24 protein-coding genes and 1 tRNA gene are annotated in these 25891 nt (G+C 73.9%); 21 read left to right on the forward strand and 4 right to left on the reverse strand.

Translation table 11 applies throughout. The features are described 5' to 3' along the window. Positions 1-76 precede the first annotated feature (76 nt). Positions 77-1273, reverse strand: coding sequence for a sensor histidine kinase (locus ACFC2L_RS10550; RefSeq protein WP_375824263.1), 1197 nt, complete (start codon positions 1271-1273; stop codon positions 77-79). Then, on the reverse strand, positions 1270-2073 hold the full coding sequence (locus tag ACFC2L_RS10555; RefSeq protein WP_253053309.1) for a response regulator transcription factor: 804 nt from the start codon (positions 2071-2073) through the stop codon (positions 1270-1272). Before ACFC2L_RS10555 ends, ACFC2L_RS10550 begins: the two co-directional genes overlap by 4 nt. A gap of 150 nt (positions 2074-2223) precedes the next feature. Between ACFC2L_RS10555 and ACFC2L_RS10560 the strand changes: the two genes are divergently transcribed. The 4 genes from ACFC2L_RS10560 (at position 2224) to ACFC2L_RS10575 (ending at position 6196) form a co-directional block, all read left to right on the forward strand. Then, positions 2224-3600: a hemolysin family protein gene (locus tag ACFC2L_RS10560; RefSeq protein ID WP_375824264.1), complete on the forward strand. Its 1377-nt coding sequence runs from the start codon at positions 2224-2226 to the stop codon at positions 3598-3600. Then, positions 3597-4640 (forward strand): hemolysin family protein, encoded by a 1044-nt coding sequence (locus ACFC2L_RS10565; RefSeq protein WP_375824265.1) that lies wholly within the window; start codon positions 3597-3599, stop codon positions 4638-4640. Before ACFC2L_RS10560 ends, ACFC2L_RS10565 begins: the two co-directional genes overlap by 4 nt. 132 nt (positions 4641-4772) lie before the next feature. Next, positions 4773-5582: a D-alanyl-D-alanine carboxypeptidase family protein gene (locus tag ACFC2L_RS10570; protein ID WP_375824266.1), complete on the forward strand. Its 810-nt coding sequence runs from the start codon at positions 4773-4775 to the stop codon at positions 5580-5582. Positions 5583-5632: 50 nt separating this feature from the next. Then, the gene (locus ACFC2L_RS10575) at positions 5633-6196 is read left to right on the forward strand and encodes a hypothetical protein (protein WP_375824267.1); all 564 of its coding nucleotides are present in this window, start codon (positions 5633-5635) and stop codon (positions 6194-6196) included. A gap of 30 nt (positions 6197-6226) precedes the next feature. Here ACFC2L_RS10575 and ACFC2L_RS10580 read toward each other — a convergent pair whose 3' ends face one another. Both ACFC2L_RS10580 and ACFC2L_RS10585 read right to left on the reverse strand, forming a co-directional pair. Next, positions 6227-6859: a CYTH domain-containing protein gene (locus ACFC2L_RS10580; RefSeq protein WP_375824268.1), complete on the reverse strand. Its 633-nt coding sequence runs from the start codon at positions 6857-6859 to the stop codon at positions 6227-6229. Between the two features lie 117 nt (positions 6860-6976). Next, positions 6977-7049, reverse strand: a tRNA-Arg gene (locus ACFC2L_RS10585). A 151-nt stretch (positions 7050-7200) separates the two neighbouring features. On the opposite strand from ACFC2L_RS10585, the gene argS reads away from it, so the two are divergent. The 17 genes from argS (at position 7201) to atpA (ending at position 25891) form a co-directional block, all read left to right on the forward strand. Continuing rightward, positions 7201-8886: an arginine--tRNA ligase gene (gene argS / locus ACFC2L_RS10590; RefSeq protein WP_375824269.1), complete on the forward strand. Its 1686-nt coding sequence runs from the start codon at positions 7201-7203 to the stop codon at positions 8884-8886. After that, on the forward strand, positions 8883-10271 hold the full coding sequence (lysA, locus tag ACFC2L_RS10595; protein ID WP_375824270.1) for a diaminopimelate decarboxylase: 1389 nt from the start codon (positions 8883-8885) through the stop codon (positions 10269-10271). The genes argS and lysA overlap by 4 nt, the downstream gene beginning before the upstream one ends. A gap of 161 nt (positions 10272-10432) precedes the next feature. After that, on the forward strand, positions 10433-11773 hold the full coding sequence (locus ACFC2L_RS10600) for a homoserine dehydrogenase (protein ID WP_375824272.1): 1341 nt from the start codon (positions 10433-10435) through the stop codon (positions 11771-11773). Positions 11774-11784: 11 nt separating this feature from the next. After that, a complete protein-coding gene (thrC, locus tag ACFC2L_RS10605) occupies positions 11785-12888 on the forward strand; it encodes a threonine synthase (RefSeq protein ID WP_375824321.1) in 1104 nt (367 codons plus the stop codon). Then, positions 12888-13814, forward strand: coding sequence for a homoserine kinase (gene thrB / locus ACFC2L_RS10610; RefSeq protein ID WP_375824273.1), 927 nt, complete (start codon positions 12888-12890; stop codon positions 13812-13814). The genes thrC and thrB overlap by 1 nt, the downstream gene beginning before the upstream one ends. Before the next feature lie 262 nt (positions 13815-14076). Then, positions 14077-16218, forward strand: coding sequence for a transcription termination factor Rho (gene rho / locus ACFC2L_RS10615; protein ID WP_375824274.1), 2142 nt, complete (start codon positions 14077-14079; stop codon positions 16216-16218). 166 nt (positions 16219-16384) lie between these two features. Then, a complete protein-coding gene (rpmE, locus tag ACFC2L_RS10620) occupies positions 16385-16603 on the forward strand; it encodes a 50S ribosomal protein L31 (protein WP_253053345.1) in 219 nt (72 codons plus the stop codon). Between the two features lie 163 nt (positions 16604-16766). Next, positions 16767-17870, forward strand: coding sequence for a peptide chain release factor 1 (gene prfA / locus ACFC2L_RS10625; protein ID WP_375824275.1), 1104 nt, complete (start codon positions 16767-16769; stop codon positions 17868-17870). Next, positions 17863-18852 carry a peptide chain release factor N(5)-glutamine methyltransferase gene (gene prmC, locus ACFC2L_RS10630; RefSeq protein ID WP_375824276.1) on the forward strand — a complete coding sequence of 330 codons (990 nt, stop codon included), beginning with the start codon at positions 17863-17865 and terminating at the stop codon, positions 18850-18852. Before prfA ends, prmC begins: the two co-directional genes overlap by 8 nt. After that, positions 18849-19595, forward strand: a complete 747-nt coding sequence (locus ACFC2L_RS10635) for an L-threonylcarbamoyladenylate synthase (protein WP_375824277.1) — start codon at positions 18849-18851, stop codon at positions 19593-19595. Before prmC ends, ACFC2L_RS10635 begins: the two co-directional genes overlap by 4 nt. Continuing rightward, positions 19592-20845 (forward strand): MraY family glycosyltransferase, encoded by a 1254-nt coding sequence (locus ACFC2L_RS10640; RefSeq protein ID WP_375824278.1) that lies wholly within the window; start codon positions 19592-19594, stop codon positions 20843-20845. The genes ACFC2L_RS10635 and ACFC2L_RS10640 overlap by 4 nt, the downstream gene beginning before the upstream one ends. Further along, positions 20842-21372: a hypothetical protein gene (locus tag ACFC2L_RS10645; protein ID WP_375824279.1), complete on the forward strand. Its 531-nt coding sequence runs from the start codon at positions 20842-20844 to the stop codon at positions 21370-21372. The genes ACFC2L_RS10640 and ACFC2L_RS10645 overlap by 4 nt, the downstream gene beginning before the upstream one ends. Positions 21373-21536: 164 nt before the next feature. Further along, complete coding sequence (atpB, locus tag ACFC2L_RS10650; RefSeq protein WP_375824322.1) at positions 21537-22394, forward strand: F0F1 ATP synthase subunit A; 858 nt, start codon at positions 21537-21539, stop codon at positions 22392-22394. 108 nt (positions 22395-22502) lie between these two features. Continuing rightward, on the forward strand, positions 22503-22733 hold the full coding sequence (locus ACFC2L_RS10655; RefSeq protein WP_164437185.1) for an ATP synthase F0 subunit C: 231 nt from the start codon (positions 22503-22505) through the stop codon (positions 22731-22733). Continuing rightward, entirely contained in the window at positions 22733-23335 is a 603-nt protein-coding gene (locus ACFC2L_RS10660; protein ID WP_375824280.1) for a F0F1 ATP synthase subunit B, read from the forward strand. The genes ACFC2L_RS10655 and ACFC2L_RS10660 overlap by 1 nt, the downstream gene beginning before the upstream one ends. Beyond that, on the forward strand, positions 23335-24150 hold the full coding sequence (locus ACFC2L_RS10665; protein WP_375824281.1) for a F0F1 ATP synthase subunit delta: 816 nt from the start codon (positions 23335-23337) through the stop codon (positions 24148-24150). Before ACFC2L_RS10660 ends, ACFC2L_RS10665 begins: the two co-directional genes overlap by 1 nt. Positions 24151-24259: 109 nt before the next feature. Continuing rightward, a complete protein-coding gene (gene atpA / locus ACFC2L_RS10670; RefSeq protein WP_375824282.1) occupies positions 24260-25891 on the forward strand; it encodes a F0F1 ATP synthase subunit alpha in 1632 nt (543 codons plus the stop codon).

A 25891-nucleotide genomic window follows, 5' to 3' on the forward strand; every position in this document is an offset into this window, starting at 1 on the left:
CGAGGTATCCGGGCCGCGCGGTGTGATGGATATCACGCACGCGGCCGACCCCGTGTCCGCGCTGTCAGCGGCGGGCTCAGCGCGTCGTCGGGCCCTCGGGGCCGGGCGCCGGGTCGCCGAGCGGGTCGAGCCCGACGGCGCGGGAGCGGGCCGGGAGCGTGACGCGCATCGTCGCGCCGCTGCGCGAGTCCGCGACCTCGATCCGTCCGCCGTGGAGGTCGATCGCCCACCGGACGATCGCCAGGCCGATGCCCGTCCCGCCCGTCGAGCCACCTGTCGTCGTGTGCGTGCCCGTCGCGCTGGCCCGGGCGAAGCGCTCGAAGATGCGCTCGCGGTCCTCCTTCGCGATCCCCGGGCCCTCGTCCACGATCTCGAGCACGACGTCGTCGTCCACCGGGTACGCCTCGAGCCGGATCTCGCCCCCCTGCGGGGAGTGCCGGATCGCGTTCTGCAGGAGGTTCGTCACGACCTGGTGCAGGCGCTCGCGGTCCGCCTCGAGCACGAGGTCGGGCGGCGTGACGTCCACGACGTACCGCAGCTGCTTCCCGGCCTCCACCATCGACACCGCCTCGGCGTTCTCCTCGAGGAAGTCGCCGACGTCGATCTCGGTGATGTTGAGGGCCGCCGCGCCGGCCTCGATGCGCGACAGGTCCAGGAGGTAGGAGACGAGGCGCGTGAGGCGCTCCGTCTGGGCCAGCGCCATCTCCATGGTCGCGGGCGTCGGCTGCGTGACGCCGTCGACGACGTTCTCGAGCTGCGCCTGGAGCGCCGCGATCGGCGTCCGCAGCTCGTGCGACACGTTCGCGATGAGCTCGCGGCGCACCTGGTCGCTCGTCGCGAGGTCCTCCGCCATGACGTTGAACGCGACGGCGAGCTGGCCCACCTCGTCACGGCTCGTCGCCCGCACCCGCCGCGTGTAGTCGCCGTCGGCCATCGCGCGCGCCGCCGCCGTCATCTCGCGCAGCGGCGACGTCATCCCGCGCGCGAGGAGCTGGGTGAGCAGCAGCGACAGGACGATCGCGAGCGGGAACGTGCGCGACGGCCCGAGCTGGTTCTGCAGCCCGATCCACGTGATGAGGACGGCGAGCGTGACGGTCGCGGCCACGAGCACGCCGAGCTTGATCTTCAGCGAGCGGAACGAGTCGAGCGGACGGACGTCGGGCAGGTGCGGGCGGATCGTGTGCGCCCGGTGCAGGCCGTTCCGCGCCGGAGCGCTCGTCGACCCGCCCGCGCCGTCGACCGGGTCGGCAGGGCCAGCGGGGTGGGAGGTCATCCGGCGGGCGGCTCGAACGCGTAGCCGACGCCGTGCACCGTGCGGATGAGGTCGGCGCCGAGCTTGCGGCGCAGCGCCTTGATGTGCGAGTCGACGGTGCGCGTCCCGCTCGCGTCCGCCCAGTCCCAGACCTCCGCGAGGAGACGCTCGCGCGTGAGGACGGTCTTGGGCGAGCTCGCCAGCATGACGAGGAGCTCGAACTCGGTGGGCGTGAGGTGGACCTCGTCGCCCGCGCGGTAGACGCGGCGCTGGGCCTTGTCGATGGTCACGTCACCGACCGTCATGGGCGGGTCGGTCGGGGCGGCGCTCGCGGCCTGGGTGGCGCGGTCGACCCGGCGCAGCAGCGCCTTGATGCGCGCGACCAGCTCGCGCATCGAGAAGGGCTTCGTCATGTAGTCGTCGGCACCCACGCCGAGCCCGATGAGCATGTCGGTCTCGTCGTCGCGCGCGGTGAGCATGAGGATCGGCACGGGCTGCTCGGCCTGGATGCGCCGGGTGACCTCGAGGCCGTCGATGCCGGGCAGCATGACGTCGAGCACGATGACGTCCGGGCGCAGCCGTGTCGCGGCGTCGACGCCGGAGAGCCCGTCGCGCGCGACCTCGACGCGCCAGCCCTCCGCGCTCAGGCGCTGCGCGATCGCCGTCGCGATGGCGGGCTCGTCCTCGACGACGAGGACCGTGGCGGCCTGCTGCGGGGTGCCGCCCGTCAACGGCGCCGTCGTGGGCACGGGCCCGCGGCCCGGGACGGGACCGGCGCCCGCGCCGGTCGGTGATGCGCTCGCTGCCCTCGGATCTGCCATGGGATACAGCGTGGCACACGTCGGCCCAGGTCGGCCGGATTTCGCCGCCGCCGGGCGGCCGGGCGCCGTGCGGCCGGGCGGCCCGGGGGGAGCGGGCGCTAGCATCGTCGGCACGATGAAGACCACCTCTCGATATCGGTGGAGCACCTCGTGGTAGGCGACTGGGTCATGGTCGCGCTCGGGGTGCTCCTCACCGCAGGCACCGCCGTCTTCGTGGCCAGCGAGTTCTCCCTGGTCACCCTCGACCCCGCCGTCCTCCCCGCGGGCGACGACCCCGACCAGGAGGGCGACAGACGCGGATCCCCGCCCACCGGCGGGAAGGCGCGTGCCGACCGGCGCGACCGCAGCGTCCGGGCCGGCCTCAAGCACCTGTCGACGGAGCTGTCGTCCGCGCAGGTCGGGATCACCCTCACCACGATCCTCCTCGGCTACACGGCGCAGCCGGCGCTGCTCTCGCTGTTCGGCGCCGGGCTGAGCGCCACCGCGCTCGGGCAGGCGGCCTCGGCGGTCCTCGCCGGGGTCCTGGCCCTCCTCGTCGTGAACTTCGTCTCGATGCTCTTCGGCGAGCTCATCCCCAAGAACTTCGCCCTCAGCGCCCCCTACGCGACGGCCCGGCAGGTCGTGCCCGTGCAGCGCCAGTTCACCAAGCTGTTCCGGCCCGTGATCGCCGTGCTCAACGGGTCGGCGAACGCGATCCTGCGCCGCGTCGGCGTCGAGCCGCGCGAGGAGCTGTCGGGCGCACGCTCGGCCTCCGAGCTCGCCGCGCTCGTCCGCCGCTCCGCGCAGGAGGGCACGCTCGACGTCTCCGTCGCGACGCTCCTCACGAACTCCATCGAGCTCGACGAGCTGAGCGCGGTCGACGTCATGACGGACCGGATGCGGATGGTCGTCGTGGACCGCGACGCGACGGCGGCGGACGTCGTCGACGCCGCGCGCCGGACCGGGCACTCCCGCTTCCCCGTGATCGGCGAGGACCGGGACGACGTCGTCGGCCTCGTCCACCTGCGCCGCGCCGTCGCCGTCCCGTACGAGCGGCGCGAGGAGGTCCCGGCGGCGGCGCTCATGGTCGAGGCGCCCCGGGTGCCGGAGACCGTGCGCCTCGGTCCGCTGCTCGTCGAGCTGCGCGGCTTCGGGCTCCAGATGGCGGTCGTCGTCGACGAGTACGGCGGCACCTCCGGCGTCGTGACGCTCGAGGACGTCGTCGAGGAGCTCGTGGGGGACGTGGCGGACGAGCACGACCCGCGGCGCTCCGGCGCGGCCCGCCGTGCGGACGGCTCCTGGCTCGTGCCGGGCGTCATGCGGCCCGACGAGCTCACCGAGGTCACCGGGCTCCGCGCGCCCGAGGACGGCGCGTACGAGACGCTCGGCGGCCTCGTCATGGCGCGGCTCGGGCGCGTGCCGGAGCCGGGCGACGAGGTCGTCGCGGGCGACGGTCGCGACCGCGTCGTGCTGCGCGTGGAGGCGATGGAGGGCCGGCGGGTCGAGCGGCTCTCCGTCCGTGCGGCCCCGGTGGAGGTGGAGTCGTGAGCTCGACCACCGCGCTCCTCGTCGCCGTCCTCCTGCTCGCGGGCAACGCGTTCTTCGTCGGCGCCGAGTTCGCCGTCATCTCCGCGCGCCGCTCGGCGATCGAGCCGCTCGCCGCGCAGGGGAACCGGCGGGCGCAGACCGTCCTGTGGGCGATGGAGAACGTGTCGCTCATGCTCGCGTGCGCCCAGCTCGGCGTCACGGTCTGCTCCACGGGCCTCGGCGTCGTCGCGGAGCCCGCGCTCGCGCACCTCATCGAGGACCCGTTGCACGCCCTCGGCGTGAGCACGTCGCTCGCCCACCCGATCGCGTTCGTCGTCGCGCTCGCGATCGTCGTCTACCTGCACGTCGTGCTGGGCGAGATGGTCCCGAAGAACCTCGCGGTCGCGGGGCCCGAGACGGCGGTCATGTGGTTCGGGCCGCCGCTCGTGTGGATCGGGCGCGTGCTGCGGCCGGTCATCGTCGCGCTCAACTGGCTCGCGAACCACGCGGTGCGCGCCACGGGCGTCGAGCCGAAGGACGAGGTGGCGTCGGCGTTCACCGCCGAGGAGGTGCAGTCCATCGTCGAGCACTCCCAGGCCGAGGGGGTCCTGCGCGACGAGCAGGGGTTGCTCTCGGGAGCCATCGAGTTCTCCGAGCGCACCGCGCAGGACGTCATGGTCCCCGTCTCGGACCTCGTCACCGTCACCGAGGGCTGCACGCCCGACGAGGTCGAGCGCCTGGTCGCCAAGACCGGCTTCTCCCGGTTCGCCGTCGCAGACGTCACGGGCGACCTCGTGGGCTACCTGCACGTCAAGGACGTGCTCTACGCGGACGAGACGACGCGCGGGACCCCGGTCCCGTCGTGGCGCGTGCGGGCGCTCGCGACCGCCGCCCCGGGCGACGAGGTCGAGGACGCGCTCCGGGCGATGCAGCGCTCGGGCGCGCACCTGGCGCGCGTCGACGCGCCCGAGGGCGGCGGCGCCCTCGGCGTCGTGTTCCTCGAGGACATCCTCGAGGAGCTCGTGGGGGAGGTGCGCGACGCGATGCAGCGTCGGCACTGACGACCGTTCCCCGCGTCGGGACCGGCCCTGAGCAGGGGACTTGGCATCGCCGGAGTGCTTCGTTACTGTTCCGTGATTGATCGGTCGTCGGTGGCCCGGGAGCCACCCCGAAGGGTGAGAGGCAGGTGGCGGGTGGAGTCGCAGCAGACCGACGCACCCGCCCTCGAGTCCCGACGGGCACGGCGCGAGGCGGAGCAGGGCTCACGCCGTCGTCGTCCCCAGGCGCAGGTCTCCAGCCAGCACCGCTGGATGCCGCGCATCGCCGTCCTCGGGACGCTCGCCGCCGCGACGATCGCGATGCCCCTCTCCGCCGGCGCGGACGACGGGCTCGGCACGGGATCCCCCTTCGAGCCCGACACGCGCCCGCTCGGCCCCAGCGCGCTCGACCTCGCGACCGCCGCGTCGACGGCGCCCGCGGTCTCCCAGAGCGTCGCCGCCGCACCGCGCGTCGAGGTGCGGCGCGAGGCAGCCTCCCGGTCCGCCGCACGTGACCCGCTCCCCGGCTGCGACCCGACCGTCCGCCCCGCCGGCACCAACGGCAACCTCGACGAGCACGCGCTGTGCGAGCTCTGGCAGGCCGGCGAGCACCTGCGGCCCGACGCCGCGGTCTCGCTGTCGGCCATGAACGAGGCCTTCCGGGCGACGTTCGGTCGCGACCTGTGCCTCGTCTCGTCGTACCGCACGCTCTCGACGCAGGTGTCGCTCAAGTCCTCCCGTGGCGCGTTCGCCGCGCCGCCCGGCTGGTCCATGCACGGGTGGGGGCTCGCGATCGACCTGTGCTCGGTCGAGACCGGCTCGCGCGAGGTCTACGCGTGGATCAACCAGAACGGTGCCACCTACGGCTGGGCCAACCCGGCCTGGGCCAAGCGTGGCGGCAGCGGCGCCTACGAGCCGTGGCACTTCGAGTTCGTCCAGGGCGTCGAGGAGATCCAGAACTCCTGACACGGCCCGGCGCCCTCCGCCTCGGCCCTCTCCGCCGTATCGTCGGAACCGTGGCCGACCTGCTCCTCGCCGCGGTCGTCCTGCGCCGTCCCGAGCACGCGCTCGCCGCGCAGGTGCTGAGCCTCGCGCTCTCCGGCCTCGTCCGGGTGGAGCCGGCGGCGCCCGGGTCGGCCCCGGCTCTCACCCTCCTCGACCCTGTCCCCGGCTCCGAGCGCGAGCGCGTCGCCGTCGCCGCGGTGTTCGGTGACGGTGCCGGGCCGGGGGCGCGGGTCGTGCTCGACCCCGCTGACGACGGCCTCCGCGCCCGGGTGCGCTCGGCCTCGCGCGACGTCGTGCGGGCCGCGCGCCGCGACGGCTACCTCGAGCCCGGGCGCGCGCGCCGTCTCACGGAGGAGGGTGAGGCCGTGCGGTCGGAGCTCGTGGCGCTGGAGGACGCCGTCGAGCGGGAAGTCGCGGACGCTCGCGCGCACGACCACGCGCGCGAGCACGTCTCGTCCGGCGCGCTCCCGTGGGCCGTGCTGTTCGGGCACGAGCCCGGGTGGGTGCCGGTCGACCGTCGGACGGTCCGGTTCGACGTCGCCGCCGTCTGTGCGGCGGCCGACGCACTGCGCTGACCGGGTGGCCGGGCGGGCAGCGCGCGGTCGCTACGGGCCGGAGAGCCGCTCGTTGCGGCCGAAGTCCGGGAGGAACCGCGGGCCCGACGCCGCGAGCTCGGCCTCGAACTCCTCGCGCCACGAGCCGTAGGGCCGGTTCGCCAGGGCGTCGTTGGAGAAGCGGGGGTCGTCGGTGAGCTCCGTGACGCAGAAGGCGGGGATCTGCAGGTCCGTGACGGGGCCGGTGCGCTCGCACTCCGCGACGACGAGCGGGTGGTTCGCGCCGCCGAACACGTCGACCACCCAGCCGTCCGCGCCGACCCAGACCGAGTACCGCGTCTTGACGACGCGCGCCCCGCCGCGCCGGATCATCTGCACGCCCACCGCGACGTCGACCTCGCGCTCCGCCTCGTACCGCGTGCCGCCCGCCATGGGCCCCTTGACGGTGAGGGTGCACAGGTCGACGGCAGGGGCGAACCGGTCGAGCAGGCGTACCGGGTCCGTCTCCGCGTCCATCGTCGCGTCCACGGTCGGGACCTTGGCCCGCAGCCGCAGGGCGTAGCCCTCGTCCGCCAGGTAGTAGCTCTGCACGATGAGCGCCGGTGCGTCGCGCAGGTCCTCGGGCAGCTCGCGCACGAGGAACCGGCGCTCGAACTCGAAGTCCCCGTAGCCGCCGTCGGTCATGGCCCCACCGTAGCGGGCGCACGCGACGCGGCGCGGGAAGCAGGCTGGGTCGACGGCGGCGGAGACGACGCGAGCCCGGCCGCCGGAGGCGGGCCGGGCTCGTCGGAGCGGAGCGGGTGCCCTCGATAGGATTCGAACCTACGACCTTCTGCTCCGGAGGCAGACGCTCTATCCACTGAGCTACGAGGGCGAGCACCGACGGTGTCCGCCGACGCGATGCACGAGACTACCAGCACGTCCGGGGTGCGTGGGCCCGACGGCGGCCAGGCGGTCCGGACGCCCCGCGGCCCTCGCGCGAAATGCCGCGACGGAGGGTGCTCGCGCCTCGGTAGAATCGCCCGGTGACCCCCGACGAGCTCTCCGAAGCGCTGAGCGCTGCCCTGGCCGCCGCCGTCGCCGACGGCACCCTCGCCCTGGACCCGACCGCGGTCCCCGAGCGCGTCCACGTGGAGCGACCCCGCCAGCGCGAGCACGGCGACTGGGCCACGAACGTCGCGCTGCAGCTCGCCAAGAAGGCGGGCACGACGCCGCGCGCCCTCGCCGAGGACCTCGCGACGCGGCTCGCCGCGACGCCGGGCGTCAAGGCCGTGGACGTCGCCGGCCCGGGCTTCCTCAACATCACGCTCGACGCTGCCGCGGCGGGCGAGCTCGCGCGCACGATCGTCGACGCGGGCCCGGCCTACGGGCGCAACGACTCGAGGGCGGGCACGAAGGTCAACCTCGAGTTCGTCTCCGCCAACCCGACCGGCCCGATCCACATCGGCGGCGTCCGCTGGGCCGCCGTCGGCGACTCGCTCGCGCGCGTGCTCGAGGCGAGCGGCGCGGACGTGACGCGCGAGTACTACTTCAACGACCACGGCGCGCAGATCGACCGGTTCGCCCGCTCGCTGCTCGCCCGCGCCCGCGGTCTGGAGGCGCCCGAGGACGGGTACGGCGGCGAGTACATCACCGAGATCGCGGACGCGGTGATCGCCGACGCGCTCGCCGCCGGCGCCCCCGACCCGCGCACGCTCCCGGACGCCGAGGCGCAGGAGGTCTTCCGGTCGCGCGGCGTCGAGCGCATGTTCGGCGAGATCAAGGCGTCGCTGCACGACTTCGGCGTCGACTTCGACGTGTACTTCCACGAGGACTCGCTGCACGAGTCGGGCGCCGTGGAGCGGGCCGTCGAGCGCCTGCGCGAGTCGGGCCACATGTTCGAGCAGGACGGCGCGACGTGGCTGCGCACGACCGACTTCGGCGACGACAAGGACCGCGTCGTCATCAAGTCGGACGGCGACGCCGCGTACATCGCGGGCGACATCGCGTACTACCTCGACAAGCGCGAGCGCGGCTTCGACGAGGTCATCATCATGCTCGGCGCGGACCACCACGGGTACGTGGGCCGCATGATGGCGGTCTGCGCCGCGTTCGGCGACACCCCGGGGAAGAACCTGCAGCTCCTCATCGGGCAGATGGTCAACCTCGTCAAGGACGGCGTGCCTGTGCGCATGTCCAAGCGCGCCGGGACCGTCGTGACCCTGGAAGACCTCGTGGACGCCGTCGGGGTCGACGCCGCGCGCTACTCGCTCGCGCGCTCGTCCGCGGACCAGAACATCGACCTCGACCTCGACCTGCTCGCGCGGGCGACGAACGAGAACCCCGTCTACTACGTGCAGTACGCGCACTCGCGCACCGCGGCGGTGGACCGCAACGCGGCCGACCGCGGCGTCGCGCGCGCCGACGGCTTCGAGCCCGCGCTGCTCGACCACCCGAGCGAGGCCGCGCTCGTCGGGCGCCTCACCGAGTTTCCGCGCATCGTGGCCCAGGCCGCGGAGCTGCGCGAGCCGCACCGGGTCGCGCGCTACCTCGAGGCGCTCGCGGGCGACTACCACACGTGGTACCAGCAGAAGTCGCAGCGCGTCCTGCCCTACCCCGACGAGGAGGTCACGGACACGCACCGCACGCGCCTGTGGCTCAACGACGCGGTGCGCCAGGTGCTCGCCAACGGCCTCGGCCTGCTCGGCGTCTCCGCGCCGGAGCGCATGTGAGCACGGGCCTGCCGGGGTACCCCGGCGAGCCGTGGTCGCGGGGCGTGCGCCGTCGGGAGGACGGGGTCGTCGAGGTCGCGGGCGTCGACGTCCACGACCTCGCGGCCGAGCACGGCACGCCTGCCTACGTGCTCGACGAGGCGGACTTCCGTGCCCGGGCCCGCGCGTACCGCACGGCGTTCGAGGCGGCGTTCCGCGCCGTCGGGTCGGACGTCGACGTGTACTACGCGGGCAAGGCGCTGCTCACGGTCGCCGTCGCGCGCTGGGCGCGCGAGGAGGGACTGCGCGTCGACACCGCGAGCGGGGGAGAGCTCGCCGTCGCGCTGCGCGCGGGCGTCCCCGGCCAGGAGATCGGGCTGCACGGCAACAACAAGTCCGACGCCGAGATCGGGCGCGCGCTCGACGAGGGCGTGGGCCGGATCATCGTCGACTCGCTCGTCGAGGTCGAGCGCGTCGCGCGCCTCGCGGGGGAGCGCGGCGTCGTCGCGCCCGTCATGGTGCGCGTGACGACGGGGGTCCACGCTGGTGGGCACGAGTACATCTCGACGGCGCACGAGGACCAAAAGTTCGGCCTGTCGATCGCCGCGCCGCGCGCGGCGGACGGCACCCGGACCGGCGACTCCCCGGCCATGACCGCGCTGCTCGACGTCGTCGCGCGCCCCGAGCTGCACCTGCTGGGGATCCACTCGCACATCGGGTCGCAGATCCTCGACCCGTCGGGGTTCGAGGTCGCGGCGCGCGCGGTGCTGGAGCTGCGCGCCGAGCTCGCCGCACGCACGGGCGTGCTCGTCGACGAGGTCGACATCGGCGGGGGCTACGGCATCGCCTACCTCCCCGGCGAGGTCGCGCTCGACCCCGAGCGCGTGGCGAAGGACGTCGCGGCCGCCGTCGACGCGGCGGCCGCGGAGCTCGGTACGCCGCTGCCGCGGTTCTCGATCGAGCCCGGTCGCGCGATCGTCGGGCCGGCCGGCCTCACGCTGTACACCGTGGGCACGGTCAAGCCCGTGACGCTCGACGACGGCCGGGTGCGCACGTACGTGTCGGTCGACGGCGGCATGAGCGACAACATCCGCCCGGCGCTCTACGAGGCGCAGTACCACGCGGAGGTCGTCGGCCGGGCGTCGGACGCGGAGCCGGTGCTCGCACGCGTGGTCGGCAAGCACTGCGAGAGCGGCGACATCGTCGTCCACGAGGTGCGGCTCCCCGGCGACGTGCGCGCGGGGGACCTCCTGGCGGTCCCGGCGACCGGTGCCTACGGCCGCTCGATGGCGTCGAACTACAACCTGCTCGCCCGACCGCCCGTGGTCGCGGTGCGCGACGGCGCGAGCCGGGTGCTCGTGCGCCGCGAGACGGTCGACGACCTGCTCGCGCTCGACGAGGGCTGACGGCGGACGCCGGCCCCGTGCCGGCATCCGACCCGTGGGCACGCCCGGGGTGGTCGCACGGGGCGCCGTATCCTGTGCCTGCGGCTCCCGAGCCACCCGGGCACGACCCGGTCCGCGTGCACGGCGCCGCACCCGTCCTGACCACCCGAGGAAGGTCCGTCGTGCCCCCTGCCGCCGAGTCCCACCCGCCCCTGCGCGTCGCCCTGCTGGGCTGCGGCGTCGTCGGCACCCAGGTCGCGCGGCTGCTGACGGAGCAGTCCGACGACCTCGCCTCGCGCGTGGGCGCGCGCCTCGAGCTCGTCGGGATCGCGGTGCGGGACGCGGCCGCGCCGCGCGCCGCGTCGGTCGACCGCTCGCTCCTGACCGAGGACGCGGAGGGCCTCGTCGCGCGCGCGGACATCGTCGTGGAGGTCATGGGCGGCACCGAGCCCGCGCGGTCGCTGCTGCTGCGCGCGATCGACGCGGGCGCCGCCGTCGTCACGGCGAACAAGGCCCTGCTCGCCGAGGACGGGCCGACGCTCTACAAGGCCGCGGACGCGGCCGGGGTCGACATCTACTTCGAGGCCGCCGTCGCGGGCGCGATCCCCATCGTGCGCCCGGTGCGCGAGTCGCTCGCGGGCGACCGCGTGCGCCGCGTGCTCGGCATCGTCAACGGGACGACCAACTACGTCCTCGACCAGATGGCCACCACGGGCAGGGACCTCGAGGAGGCCGTCAAGGAGGCGCAGGACCTCGGCTACGCGGAGGCCGACCCGACGGCCGACGTCGAGGGCTACGACGCCGCGGCCAAGGCCGCGATCCTCGCGAGCCTCGCGTTCCACACCCGCGTCTCGCTGGACGACGTCGCGCGCGAGGGCATCATGTCCGTCACCGCCGACGACGTCGCGTGGGCGGCGCAGACCGGCCACGTCATCAAGCTCCTCGCCATCGCGGAGCGGCGCGAGGGCACCGCGGCGGGCGCGCCGGCCGGCGTCTCGGTGCGCGTGCACCCGGCGCTCGTGCCCACGTCGCACCCCCTCGCGAACGTCCGCGGGTCGTTCAACGCGGTGTTCGTCGAGGCGGAGTCCGCGGGCGAGCTGATGTTCTACGGCCGCGGTGCCGGCGGGGCGCCGACGGCGTCCGCCGTCCTGGGCGACGTCGTCTCGGCCGCGCGCCACCGCGTGCTCGGGGGCAAGGGCCCGCAGGAGTCCACCTACGCCGAGCTCGCGATCCTCCCGGCGAGCGCGGCCGTGACCCGCTACCAGGTGCGTCTCGACGTCGACGACCGCCCGGGCGTGCTCGCGCAGGTCGCGCACGCGCTCGCCGAGCACGGCGTCTCCATCGAGGCCGTCCGCCAGCCCGCGGCGCCGGGCGGGGCGGACGTCGCGGAGCCCGGGGTCGCGGAGCTCCTCATCACCACGCACGCGGCGCCGGAGTCGGCGCTGTCCGCGACCGTCGCCGCGGTCGCCGAGCTCGAGCCCGTCCGCACGATCACGTCCGTCCTGAGAGTCGAGGGAGCCTGATGGCCCACCAGGTGGTACACCAGTGGCAGGGAATCATCGCCGAGTATCGTGAGCGTCTGCCCGCGCACGTCGCCGAGCGGATCGTCACGCTCGGCGAGGGCGGCACGCCGCTCGTCGAGTCCCCGGCGCTCTCGGAGCGCACCGGTGCCCAGGTCTTCGTCAAGGTCGAGGGCATGAACCCCACGGGGTCGTTCAAGGACCGCGGCATGACGACGGCGATCTCTGCGGCCGCGGGCCGCGGTGCGCAGGCGGTCGTGTGCGCGTCCACGGGAAACACGTCGGCGTCGGCCGCCGCGTACGCGGTGCGTGCCGGGATGACGTGCGCCGTGCTCGTCCCGGACGGCAAGATCGCGATGGGCAAGCTCAGCCAGGCGATCGCGCACGGCGCGCGCCTGCTCCAGGTCGACGGCAACTTCGACGACTGCCTCGTCGCCGCGCGCAAGCTCGCCGACGCCTACCCGGTCGAGCTCGTCAACTCGGTGAACCCCGACCGGATCGAGGGTCAGAAGACCGGCGCGTTCGAGATCGTCGACGCGCTGGGCGACGCGCCCGACATCCACGCACTGCCCGTCGGCAACGCGGGGAACATCACCGCGTACTGGAAGGGCTTCCGGGAGTATGCAGGCCAGGGCGCCCCCGGCCACGCGGGCGAGGGTCTGCCGGCCGTGTCCACGCACGTCCCGCAGATGTGGGGCTTCCAGGCGGCGGGCGCCGCGCCGATCGTCGCGGGCCACCCGATCACCGAGCCGGAGACGATCGCGACCGCGATCCGCATCGGCAACCCCGCCTCGTGGGAGCTCGCCGAGGCGGCGCGCGACGAGTCGAGCGGCGTCATCGAGGCGGTCACGGACGAGCAGATCCTCGCCGCCCACCGGGTCCTGTCGAGCGAGGTCGGCGTGTTCGTCGAGCCCGCGTCGGCCGCCGGCGTCGCCGGGATCCTCGCGCGCGCCGAGCGCGGGCTCGTCCCCGCGGGCGCGCGCATCGTCGTCACGGTCACGGGCCACGGGCTCAAGGACCCGCAGTGGGCGCTGCGCACGCTCGACGGGAGCGAGGTCACCCCGACGCGCGTGAGCGCCGACGTCGTGTCCATCGCCGACGCCCTCGGGCTCGACTGATGCAGCTCGGCGCGGACCACGTGCGGGTGCGCGTCCCGGCGACGAGCGCCAACCTCGGCCCCGGATTCGACGCGCTGGGCCTGGCGCTCGCCCTCCACGACGTGCTCGAGGTGCGCGCGCTCGCGAGCGACGACGTGGTCGTCGACGTCGAGGGAGAGGGCGCGGGAGAGGTGCCCGGCGACGCGTCCCACCTCGTGGTGCGCGCCCTGCGGGCCGCGCTCGACGTCGCGGGCGCGCCGCAGACCGGCCTGCACCTGACCTGCGTGAACCGCGTCCCGCACGGGCGCGGCCTCGGCTCGTCGGCGGCCGCCGTCGTCGCGGGCATCGTGGCGGCGCGGGCGCTCGTCGCCGACCCGTCGGTCCTCGACGACGATGTGGCTCTCGGCCTCGCGACCGCCATCGAGGGGCACCCGGACAACGCGGCGCCCGCGCTCCTGGGGGGCGCCACCGTCGCGTGGGACGCGGGCTCCGGGGCGGGCGCCCGCGCGGTGCGGCTCGACGTGCACGCCGACGTGCGGGCGACCGTGCTCGTGCCCTCGGCCCGGCTCGCGACCAGCCGGGCGCGGGGCGTGCTCCCGGCCCACGTGCCGCACGCCGACGCCGCCTTCAACGCCGGGCGCGCCGCCCTCCTCGTCGAGGCGCTCACCCGGCGGCCCGACCTGCTGCTCGACGCGACGGACGACCGCCTGCACCAGGCGTACCGGGCCGACGTCATGCCGTCGTCGTTCGAGCTCGTCCAGGCGCTGCGGGCCCACGGCCTCGCCGCGACCGTCTCGGGAGCCGGCCCGACCGTGCTCGTGCTCTCGGCGGCGGACGGCCTGGAGGAGGTCGCGCGCGTCGCGGACTCCCTCGTCGGGGGGGCCGCCGACTGGGCGGTGCACCGCCTCGACGTCGACACGCGGGGCGTCGTGGCCGAACGGCTCTGACCTCGGTCCTGCCGGTGCTAGGATGATTCCCAGCCTTCGGTCACGCTCTCGCACCAGCACGTCCGCTCGCAGAGCGCGCTCTCATCCACCGGGTGTGCTGCGACCGAGCAGTCCGAGAGAAGGCAATCCAGCCCCGCGTCAGATGACGTCGTCGTACCACTGACGCGTGGCGACACCTACGCACCGGCCGTCACGGCCGGGCGTCGACCACCCGCGGCCCGCCCTCTGAGCGGCGGGCGCAAACGAGGGGGAAGGGTCCTTCGTGACAGACACCATCGACACCGCCACGAGCAGCGCGACCGGTTCGGCCGCTGCCGGCGGGACCGCCCGGACCGGCGCGCTCTCCACGCTGCGCCTCCCGGAGCTGCAGGCGCTCGCCTCGCAGCTCGGGGTCAAGGGCACGTCCAAGATGCGCAAGGGCGATCTTGTGGACGTCATCCGCGCCCGCACCGGCGAGCAGAGCGCCTCCGAGCGCCCCGCCGCGCCGCGGCGCGACACGGACGGGGCGAACGCCTCGGGCCGTGAGACGAGCGAGGCGCCCGCCGCCTCGGGGCGCGGCCGCAGCCGTCGTGCCGAGCGTCCCGCCGCGAGCCCCGCGGCCACCACCGACAGCGCCGCGCCGGCGCGCCAGGACGCGCCGTCGGCCGCGAGCCGCGAGGAGCGGACCGCCGCTCCCGTGCTCGACCTGCCCGTGCGCGCCGACGAGCAGCGCTCGGAACAGCGTGGCGAGCGTCGCGACGGCCGTCGCGACTCCCGCTCGGAGGCCGCCGCCGCGGTCGCCGAGGCGCTCGGCGAGCAGGGCGTGCGCACGCGCGACGCCTCGAACGAGTCCGCCGACGAGCGCGCCGCACGCGCCGCCGCGGCGGTCGGCCTCGTCACGGGCGAGCGGGGCTCGCGCCGCGCGGGCCGCGGTGCCGGCGCCCCCCGGACCGGCGAGGGCGACGGCGACGCGACGCGCGCCGACCGTCAGCGCGACCAGCAGGGCGGCGACCGCCAGCGCGACCAGCAGGGCAGCACCCCGCAGCGCGAGCAGCAGAGCGGTGGCCAGCAGGGTCGCGGCGAGCGTCAGGGCGACCGGCGGGACGACCGCCAGCTCCTGGACGACGAGCGCGGCGGCCGTCGCCGCCGGGGCCGCGACCGCGGCCGCGAGCGCGACCGCAAGCGTGGCCGCAACCGCCAGGGACCGGACCTCGCGGGCCTCGACGACATCGAGGTCAACGAGGACGACGTCCTGCTTCCCGTCGCCGGCATCCTCGACATCCTCGACAACTACGCGTTCGTGCGCACGAGCGGGTACCTGCCGGGCCAGAACGACGTGTACGTCTCGCTCGGCCAGGTGAAGAAGGCCGGGCTGCGCCGCGGTGACGCCGTCACCGGCGCGGTGCGCCAGCCGCGCGAGGGCGAGAACCAGGGCAGCACGGCACGCCAGAAGTTCAACGCGCTGGTCCGCCTGGACACGGTCAACGGCATGTCGCCCGAGGAGGCGCGCCAGCGTCCCGAGTTCACCAAGCTCACGCCGCTGTACCCGCAGGAGCGCCTGCGCCTCGAGAACTCCGAGGCCACGCGCCTGACGCCGCGCGTCATCGACATCGTCGCGCCGATCGGCAAGGGCCAGCGCGGCCTCATCGTCGCGCCGCCCAAGGCCGGCAAGACGATCATCATGCAGCAGATCGCGAACGCGATCACGGCCAACAACCCCGAGGTCCACCTCATGGTGGTGCTCGTGGACGAGCGGCCCGAAGAGGTCACGGACATGGAGCGGACGGTGAAGGGCGAGGTCATCGCCTCGACGTTCGACCGTCCCGCGTCCGACCACACGATCGTCGCGGAGCTCGCGATCGAGCGGGCGAAGCGCCTGGTCGAGCTCGGCCAGGACGTCGTGGTGCTCCTCGACTCGCTGACCCGCCTCTCGCGCGCCTACAACCTCGCGGCGCCCGCGTCGGGCCGCATCCTCTCCGGTGGTGTGGACGCGTCCGCGCTCTACCCGCCCAAGCGGTTCTTCGGCGCGGCCCGCAACATCGAGAACGGCGGCTCGCTGACGATCCTCGCCTCGGCGCTCGTGGAGACGGGCTCCAAGATGGACGAGGTCATCTTCGAGGAGTTCAAGGGCACGGGGAACATGGAGCTCCGCCTGTCCCGCAACCTCGCCGACAAGCGCATCTTCCCGGCCGTGGACGTCAACGCGTCCGGCACGCGCCGCGAGGAGATCCTCCTGTCGCCGGACGAGCTGAAGATCGTCTACAAGCTCCGCCGCGTGATGGGTGCGCTCGACCAGCAGCAGGCGATCGAGCTGCTGCTCGGCCAGCTCAAGAAGACCCAGACGAACGTCGAGTTCCTGCTCCACGTCCAGAAGACGACCCCGGGTGGTCTCGCGGACGACGACAACGTCGGCCGCACGATCTGACGCTCGTCCGGCAGGAGCCGACGGCGGGCGGCCCCGGGAAGTTCTCGGGGCGCCCGCGCGTTCTGGCACAATGGTTCGTCGGCCTGCGTCCGTCAGGCCGCCTGTCGCCGGTTCACAGGTGCGGTCGCCGCACCTGACCCGGAGACGTCACCCCAAGGAGAAAACCGTGAAGTCTGGTATCCACCCCGAGTACGTCGTCACCGAGGTGACCTGCACCTGTGGCAACACCTTCGTGACGCGCAGCACCGAGGCGTCGGGCAAGATCAGCTCCGACGTGTGCAGCGCCTGCCACCCGTTCTACACGGGCAAGCAGAAGATCCTCGACACCGGTGGCCGTGTGGCCCGCTTCGAGGCCCGCTACGGCAAGAAGGCCGCCGACAAGTAGCGACACCGCAGCGCCGGTGGTCCGATCCCGACAACCTCTCCAGGGGCAGTCGGCGAGGTCGGACCACCGGCGCTGTTGCTTTGCCCGAGCGATCCTCCCGATCCTCGCGCGGTCGTGACCTCGTGCCGACGACCGCGACCCGCCCGTCACCGAGGAGCCGTCCGTGACCGAGTCGTTCGCCGCCGTCGAGCCGCTGCTGGCCGAGCACGCCGACATCGAGACCCAGCTCGCCGACCCCGCCGTCCACGCCGACGCGGGCCGCGCGCGCACGCTCGGGCGGCGCTACGCCGAGCTGAACCAGGTCGTGGGCGCGTACCGCGCGTGGCGCGAGGCGAGCGACGACGCCGAGGCCGCCGCGGAGCTCGCGGCCCTCGGCGGCGAGGACGGGGAGGCGTTCGCCGCGGAGCTCCCGGGCCTGCGCGCCGCCGAGGAGGAGGCGCGCGAGCGCCTGCGCCGCGTGCTCGTCCCGCGCGACCCGGACGACGGCCGCGACGTCATCCTCGAGATCAAGGCCGGCGAGGGCGGCGAGGAGTCGGCGCTGTTCGCCGGGGACCTGCTGCGCATGTACCTGCGGTACGCGGAGCGCCGGGGCTGGAAGACGGAGGTCCTCGAGTCGACCGACTCCGACCTGGGCGGCTTCAAGGACGTCCAGGTCGCGGTCAAGGCGCGCAGCACGCCGTCCGACCCCGCGGACGGCGTCTGGGCGAACCTCAAGTACGAGGGCGGCGTGCACCGGGTCCAGCGCGTCCCGGTGACCGAGTCGCAGGGCCGGATCCACACGTCGGCGGCCGGGGTGCTCGTCTTTCCCGAGGTCGAGGATGCGGGCGAGGTCGAGATCGACCCGAACGACCTGCGCATCGACGTCTACCGTTCGTCCGGCCCGGGCGGGCAGTCCGTCAACACTACCGACTCCGCCGTGCGCATCACGCACCTGCCGACCGGCATCGTCGTGTCGATGCAGAACGAGAAGTCCCAGCTCCAGAACCGCGAGCAGGCGATGCGCGTGCTGCGCGCGCGCCTGCTCGCCGCGCAGCAGGAGGCCGCGGCCGCCGAGGCCGCCGACCTGCGCCGCTCTCAGGTCCGCACCGTCGACCGTTCCGAGCGCATCCGCACCTACAACTTCCCGGAGAACCGCATCGCGGACCACCGCACCGGGTACAAGGCGTACAACCTCGACCAGGTGCTCGACGGCGACCTCGACCCGGTGGTCCGCTCGGCGGTCGAGGCCGACGAGGCGGCGCGTCTCGCGAGCGCCGGCGATGCCTGAGCCGTTCGGTCCGACCCCGCCGTCGGACGCCCGCACCTCGACCTGGCTGCGCTGGACGACGGCGGTCCTCGACGCCGCCGGGGTGCCCTCGGCGCGCGCGGACGCCGAGCTCCTGCTCGCCCACGCCCTCGCGGTGCCCCGCGCCGAGGTGGCCCGCCGTGCGGTCCTCGGCACGCCCGTGCCGGACGACGTAGCGCCCGACCTCGCGCGGCTCGTCGCCCGGCGCGCGCAGCGCGTGCCGCTCCAGCACCTCGTGGGCACCGCGCCGTTCCGCCACCTCGAGCTCGCCGTCGGGAAGGGCGTCTTCGTCCCGCGGCCCGAGACCGAGCAGGTCGCGCAGGTCGCCGTCGACGAGGCCCGCGCGGTCGTGGCCGGGGCGGGGCGCGCGACCGTCGTCGACCTGTGCACCGGCTCGGGGGCGATCGCGCTCGCCGTCGCGACGGAGGTCGCCGGGACCGACGTGCACGCGGTCGAGCTCGACGCCGCCGCCCACGCCTGGGCCGAGCGGAACGTGACGGCCGTGCACGCGGCGAGCGGCGTCGTCGTGCACCTGGTGCGGGGCGACGCCCGCACGGCGCTCGCCGGGCCGGCCGTCGACGGCGGCCTCGACGGCGCGGTCGACGTCGTCGTGTCCAACCCGCCGTACGTGCCCCCCGGTGCCGTCCCGCGCGACCCCGAGGTGGCCGACCACGACCCGGGCGTCGCGCTCTACGGCCTCGGGCCGGACGGGCTCGAGGTGCCGCGGGGGATCACGGCCGCGGCCGCGCGGCTCCTGCGTCCCGGCGGTCTCTACGTCATGGAGCACGCCGAGGTCCAGGCCGCCGCCGCGCGGGACATGGTCGCGGCGACCGGCGCGTTCGTCGACGTCCGCACCGTCGCCGACCTCACGGGACGCGACCGCATGGTCGTGGCCCGGCGCGCGGGACCCGGGCACGCCGGTGACCCGGAGCCCGCCCGTGGGCGTGGAAGGATGGACCCGTGAGCTCCGTCCACCCCGTGACCGACCCGAACACCTGGGGCGCCGGCATCGACGAGGCGGTCAACGCGATCTCCCGCGGTGGCCTCGTCGTGCTGCCCACCGACACCGTCTACGGCATCGGCGCCGACGCCTTCGACGCCGAGGCCGTCGCCGCGCTCCTCGCGGCCAAGGGCCGGGGCCGGCAGATGCCCCCGCCCGTGCTCGTGCCGGACGCGCGCACGCTCGACGGGCTCGCGACCGACGTCCCCGACGACGCGCGCCGCCTCGTCGAGGCCTTCTGGCCCGGCGGCTTCACGATCATCCTGCAGGCGCAGCCCTCGCTGGCCTGGGACCTGGGGGAGACCCACGGGACCGTCGCGCTGCGCATGCCCGACCATCCGGCGGCGCTCGCGCTGCTGCGCCGCACGGGCCCGCTCGCGGTGTCGTCGGCGAACGCGACCGGGCGTCCCGCGGCCCTCGACCTCGACGACGCGCGCGAGCAGCTCGGCGACGCGGTGGCGGTCTACCTCGACGGGGGGACGGCGCCCGGGGGGGTGGCGTCGACCATCGTCGACGCGACGTCGGGCACGTTGCGCGTCGTGCGCCAGGGCGCGGTCACGCTCGACCGGCTCCGCGAGGTCGCGGACGTCGCGGGCCCCGACGACCCGCCGGCCGACCCGGCCGCCGCCGCTCCCGGCACCGACGCTGCCGGCACCGACGCTCCCACCTCCGACGACGCCCGGGAGCCGGAGGCGAACGGCGGGTGAGGGTCTACCTGCTCGTGATGCTCGTCGCCGCCGTGGTGACGTTCCTCACGACGCCCTTCGCGCGGTGGGTCGCGCTGCGCACCGGCGCGATCACCGCCGTGCGCGACCGCGACGTCCACACGATCCCGACCCCCCGCCTCGGCGGCCTCGCGATGCTGCTGGGCCTCGTGACGGCGGTCGTCTTCGCGTCGCAGATGCCGTTCCTCGAGAGCGTGTTCGTGGGCGAGGTCGCCGGACGGCTCGTGGCCGACCCGCGGATCTGGGGGATCGTCGGCGGGGCGGCGATCGTCTGCCTGCTCGGGATCGCCGACGACATCTGGGACCTCGACTGGATGACGAAGCTCGCGGGGCAGGTGCTCGCGGCGGGGCTGATGGCCACGCAGGGCGTCGTCCTGTACCGGCTGCCCCTCGGGATCGGCGACCAGCAGCTCATCTGGTCCTCGCGCCTCCAGCTCGCCGCGACGATCCTCGTGGTGGTCGTCGCGATGAACGCGGTCAACTTCGTCGACGGCCTGGACGGCCTCGCCGCGGGGCTCGTCGCGATCGGCGGCACGGCGTTCTTCGTCTACTCGTACGTGCTCACGCAGAAGGCGAGCGCCGACGACTACTCGAGCCTCGCGACGCTCGTGATCGCCGCGCTCGTCGGCATCTGCGTCGGCTTCCTGCCGCACAACTTCCATCCCGCGCGCATCTTCATGGGGGACTCGGGCTCGATGGTCCTCGGGCTCGTCATGTCCGCCGCGGCCATCGTCGTGACCGGCAAGATCGAGACCGACGCGCTCTCCGGCGCGCAGCAGATCCCGGCCTTCATCCCGATCCTGCTGCCGCTCGCGGTGATCCTGCTGCCCCTGCTCGACATGGGCATGGCGGTGGTGCGCCGTGTCGCGCGGGGGAAGTCGCCGTTCCACCCGGACCGCATGCACCTGCACCACCGGATGCTCGCGATCGGGCACTCGCACCGGCGCGCCGTCCTCATCCTCTACGTCTGGACGGCCGTGTTCGCCTTCGCCGCCGTCGCGCTCGTGCAGTGGCACTGGCACGGCGTGGCCGTGGGCCTCGCCGTGGCCGTCCTGATCTCCGCGGTGCTCACCCTCGGGCCGCTGCGCACGCGCGGCCGGTTCCTGGACGACGACGCCGCGACCGCCACCGCGCCCGTGCCCGTCGCGGCCGCTCCCGACGACCTCCCGCCCGAGACGGCCGCCGCGCCCGCGCCCGCCGTCCCCACCCCGCCGAAGGAAGCCCTGAGATGACCACGAGCCAGCCCGAGCCGACCCGCCCGGACGACGCGGGGTCGTACGTCGCCCGCCCGTCCGCCGACGGCGCCGCCGAGGGCGCGACGCCGTCCGAGCCCACGCTCGGGCCGCAGGGCCGGGCGGTGCGCGCCGTGTTCCGCACCGCGCTGCGGGACGTGCTCGTGCTCCTGGGCGCGCTCACCGTCCTCGGTGTCGCCGTCGGCGCGCTGGTGGCGGGGCTCCCGGGCGTCTGGGGCGCGCTGCTCGGCGTGGGGGTCGCCCTGTTCTTCTCGGCCACCACCGTCTACGTGATGCTGCGGACCGTCGACGCGAGCCCGACGACCACGGCCGCCGTGGTCATGGGGAGCTGGCTCGCGAAGATGGTCGTGCTCATCGCCGTCCTCGTCGTCCTGCGGGGCATGGACTTCTACGACCGGTGGGTGTTCGCGGGCGTCCTGCTCGTCGGCGTGATCGGGTCCGCCGTCCTCGACTACCGCGCCGTGAGCCGGGGTCGGATCCCCTACGTGGAGCCCTCCGGACGCTGACCTGGTGCGCCGCGCGCGGAGAGCGCGCCCCAGTACCAGGAAGCGGGTCCCGCCCGCATGAGCAAAAAGTCACAAGCAGGCCAGGATCGGCAGGACCACGCCGATCCATGCGCTAGGCTACTGGCGAATCCATGACGGCCAGGTCCGACGGCGTGCCCACAACAATGTGCTGGCTGCTGGGACCACACGACCATTGGGAGTCCACCCTGTCCACGCTTGCGACCCCCGTGCTCCTCGCTGCTTCCGAGGGCGAGAGTGGCTTCCACGCGCCGTCGATCGCCGACTTCTTCCCTCCGGCCATCCTCTTCGAGGACACGATCTTCCAGATCGACCGGATCTGGATCATCCGCATGGTCGCGGCGATCGTCCTGCTGGCGATCTTCGTCACCGGTGCGCGCCGCGCGCGGCTCGTGCCCGGCCGGTTCCAGAACGCCCTCGAGATGCTCATCGACTTCGTGCGCGTGCAGATCGTCGAGGAGATCATGGGGAAGGAGAACGCCAAGCGCTTCGTCCCGATGATCGCGACGATCTTCTTCTCCGTACTCGCGTTCAACATCACGAGCGTCATCCCGGGCCTCAACCTGGCCGGGACCTCGCGCATCGGCCTGCCGATCGTGCTCGCCGTGTGGGTGTTCGTCGCCTACTGGGCGGTCGGCATCAAGAAGCACGGCCTCGGCGGCTACCTCAAGAACAGCCTCTTCCCCCCGGGGGTCCCGGCGCCGATCTACCTGATCGTGACGCCGATCGAGCTCCTGCAGGTCCTCATCATCCGGCCCGCCTCGCTGGCGATCCGACTCGCGGCCAACATGATCGCCGGGCACATCATGCTCGTGCTCTGCTTCGCGGCGACGCAGTATTTCATCTTCGAGGCAGCTCCTGCCATGAAGGCGTTCGGGGCGCTCAGCCTCGCCGGCGGCTTCGCGATCACGCTCTTCGAGATGCTCGTGGCCTTCCTGCAGGCCTACATCTTCGCGCTCCTCGCCGCCGTGTACATCAACATGTCGCTCGAGGAGGAGCACTGACCCCCCGGGTCGTGCACCGACTCCGCTCCACCAGACACACCATCAAGCGCAGCACCAACGCGACGCCCGGTCATCCGGTCGGGCGCCCAACGGAAGGAACGAGCAATCGTGGACGTCACCACTCTCGCTGAGGTCACCGGCAACATCGGCACCGTCGGTTACGGCCTCGCCGCCATCGGCCCGGGCATCGGCCTCGGCATCCTCATCGGCAAGACCATCGAGGGCATGGCCCGCCAGCCCGAGGTCGCCGGGCAGCTCCGCGCGACGATGTTCATCGGTGTCGCGTTCGTCGAGGTGCTCGCGCTGCTGGGTCTCGTCGCCGGCTTCATCATCCAGTGATGACGGCGCTGGCTGACGCCGCGCTCACCGTCGCGGCGGAGACGGGCGAGGAGCACGCGGGCATCGAGCTCTTCCTGCCCGCCGGGTACGACCTGCTCTGGTCGACCGTGATCATGGTCGTCCTCGCGATCGCGTTCTACAAGGCGATCCTGCCCAAGTTCCAGGCGGTCCTCGACGAGCGCACCGCGAAGATCGAGGGCGGTCTCGCCAAGGCCGAGTCCGCTCAGGCCGAGGCCGCGGCGGCGCTGGCGGAGTACCACCAGCAGCTCCAGGAGGCTCGGGCCGAGGCCGCGAAGATCCGCGAGGAGGCGCGTGCCGAGGGCGGCGCCATCGTGGCCGACCTGCGGACCAAGGCGTCCGACGACGCCGCGCGCATCGTCGAGACGGCGCACCGCCAGATCGAGGCCGAGCGCCAGCAGGCCGCGGTCTCGCTGCGCAACGACGTCGGTCTGCTCGCGACGGAGCTCGCCTCGAAGATCGTCGGCGAGTCGCTCGCCGACTCGGCGCGCCAGAGCCGCGTCGTCGACCGCTTCCTCGACGAGCTCGAGGCCGCGGGTCCCGCGGCGGCGAGCGCGGCGGGCACGGCTTCCGAGGAGCGCTGATGCGCGGAACGAGCGGCGAGTCCCTGACGCAGGCGCGGGACCGGTTCGAGCCGGTCCTGCGCTCGGCGGGCGAGGGCGCGCTGGCGCTGGGCGAGCAGCTCTTCGCGGTCACTGCTGCGTTCGACGAGTCGGCGCCGCTGCGGCGCTCGCTCGCGGACCCGTCGCGGTCCGGCGCGGACAAGGCGGCCCTCGTGACCGCCGTCCTCGCGTCGGGCTTCGACGAGCGGGTCGTCGACCTCGTGTCCGGCCTGGTCCGGTCGCGCTGGACCCGTGAGGGCGACCTCGCGGACGCGACCGAGCGGCTCGGTCTGGACGCGGTCCTCGCGTCCGCCGAGGCGCGCGGAGCGCTGGAGAAGGTCGAGGACGAGCTGTTCCGGACCTCGCGCGCGCTCGTCGGGCAGCGCGAGGCCCGCCAGGTGCTCTCCGACGACACGACCGACCCCGAGCGGCGCGCGGCGTTCCTCCACGCGCTGCTCGACGGCAAGGTCGACCGGGTCACCGAGGTGCTCGCGGTCCACGCGACGCGTGCGCTGCGCGGTCGCCGGTTCGTCCCGACGCTGGGCTGGATCGGGGAGATCGCGGCAGAGCGTCGGCAGCGCCTCGTCGCCTCGGTGACGTCGGCGACCGTCCTCACGCAGGCGCAGCTCGACCGGCTCGGTGCGCTCCTCGAGCGGGCCTACGGGCGTGCCGTGCAGCTCAACGTCACGGTGGACAACTCCGTGCTCGGCGGCCTCCGTGTGCAGGTGGGTGCCGACGTCGTCGACTCCACCGTGCTGTCCCGGCTCGCCGACGCGCGCCGACGCCTCGTGAGCTGACGAGCCGACCCTTCCGACCGACGACCGTCCTGCCGGCCACCGGCCGCACAACCGACAAACGTTCGACCGCACCCGAACCACGAGGTGCGGCCACGACAGGAGAAGAGCAATGGCTGAGCTGACGATCCGGCCGGAGGAGATCCGGGCCGCTCTGGACAGCTTCGTGAAGTCCTACGAGCCCGAGGGCGCCGTGTCCGAGGAGGTGGGCCGGGTCACCCTGGCCGCCGACGGCATCGCCCAGGTCGAGGGTCTCCCGGGCGCGATGGCCAACGAGCTGCTGCGCTTCGAGGACGGGACCCTGGGTCTCGCCCTCAACCTCGACGTCCGCGAGATCGGTGTCGTCGTGCTCGGCGAGTTCACCGGCATCGAGGAGGGGCAGGAGGTCCGTCGCACGGGCGAGGTCCTCTCGGTCCCCGTCGGCGACGGCTACCTCGGTCGCGTCGTCGACCCGCTGGGCAACCCGATCGACGGCCTCGGCGAGGTCGCGACCGAGGGCCGCCGCGCCCTCGAGCTCCAGGCGCCCGGCGTCATGGCGCGCAAGTCGGTCCACGAGCCGCTCCAGACGGGCCTCAAGGCGATCGACTCGATGATCCCGATCGGCCGTGGTCAGCGCCAGCTGATCATCGGTGACCGCCAGACGGGCAAGACGGCGATCGCGATCGACACGATCATCAACCAGAAGGCGAACTGGGAGTCGGGCGACCCGACCAAGCAGGTCCGCTGCATCTACGTCGCGATCGGCCAGAAGGGCTCGACCATCGCGTCGGTCCGCGGCGCGCTCGAGGACGCCGGTGCGCTGGAGTACACGACGATCGTCGCGGCGCCGGCCTCCGACCCCGCGGGCTTCAAGTACCTCGCCCCCTACACGGGCTCGGCCATCGGCCAGCACTGGATGTACGGCGGCAAGCACGTCCTCATCATCTTCGACGACCTGTCGAAGCAGGCCGAGGCATACCGTGCCGTGTCGCTGCTGCTGCGCCGCCCGCCGGGCCGCGAGGCGTACCCCGGTGACGTCTTCTACCTGCACTCTCGTCTCCTCGAGCGTTGCGCGAAGCTCTCGGACGAGCTCGGTGCGGGCTCGATGACGGGCCTCCCGGTCATCGAGACGAAGGCGAACGACGTCTCGGCGTACATCCCGACGAACGTCATCTCCATCACGGACGGCCAGATCTTCCTCCAGTCCGACCTGTTCAACGCGGACCAGCGCCCCGCGGTCGACGTCGGCATCTCGGTGTCGCGCGTCGGTGGTGACGCGCAGGTCAAGGCGATGAAGAAGGTCTCGGGCACGCTGAAGCTCGAGCTCGCCCAGTACCGTGCGCTCGAGGCCTTCGCGATGTTCGCGTCCGACCTCGACGCGGCGTCGCGCGGCCAGCTCCAGCGCGGTGCGGTCCTCATGGAGCTGCTCAAGCAGGGCCAGTACTCGCCGTTCCCGGTCGAGGAGCAGGTCGCGTCCATCTGGGCCGGCACCAAGGGCAAGATCGACGACGTCCCGGTCGAGGACGTGCGTCGCTTCGAGTCCGAGCTGCTCGACCACCTGCGCCGCAACACGGACGTCCTCTCGACGATCGCCGAGTCCGGCAAGCTCGAGGACGAGACCGAGTCGCAGCTCGCCGCGGCGGTCGACGCGTTCCGCTCCGGCTTCCTCAAGGGTGACGGCTCGCCGCTCGTCGGCGGCGACACCGAGGACGAGGCCGAGACGGAGATCGAGCAGGAGCAGATCGTCCGGCAGAAGAGGGCCTGA

Source organism: Cellulosimicrobium sp. NPDC055967 (genome assembly GCF_042269845.1).
Lineage (GTDB): Bacteria > Actinomycetota > Actinomycetes > Actinomycetales > Cellulomonadaceae > Cellulosimicrobium.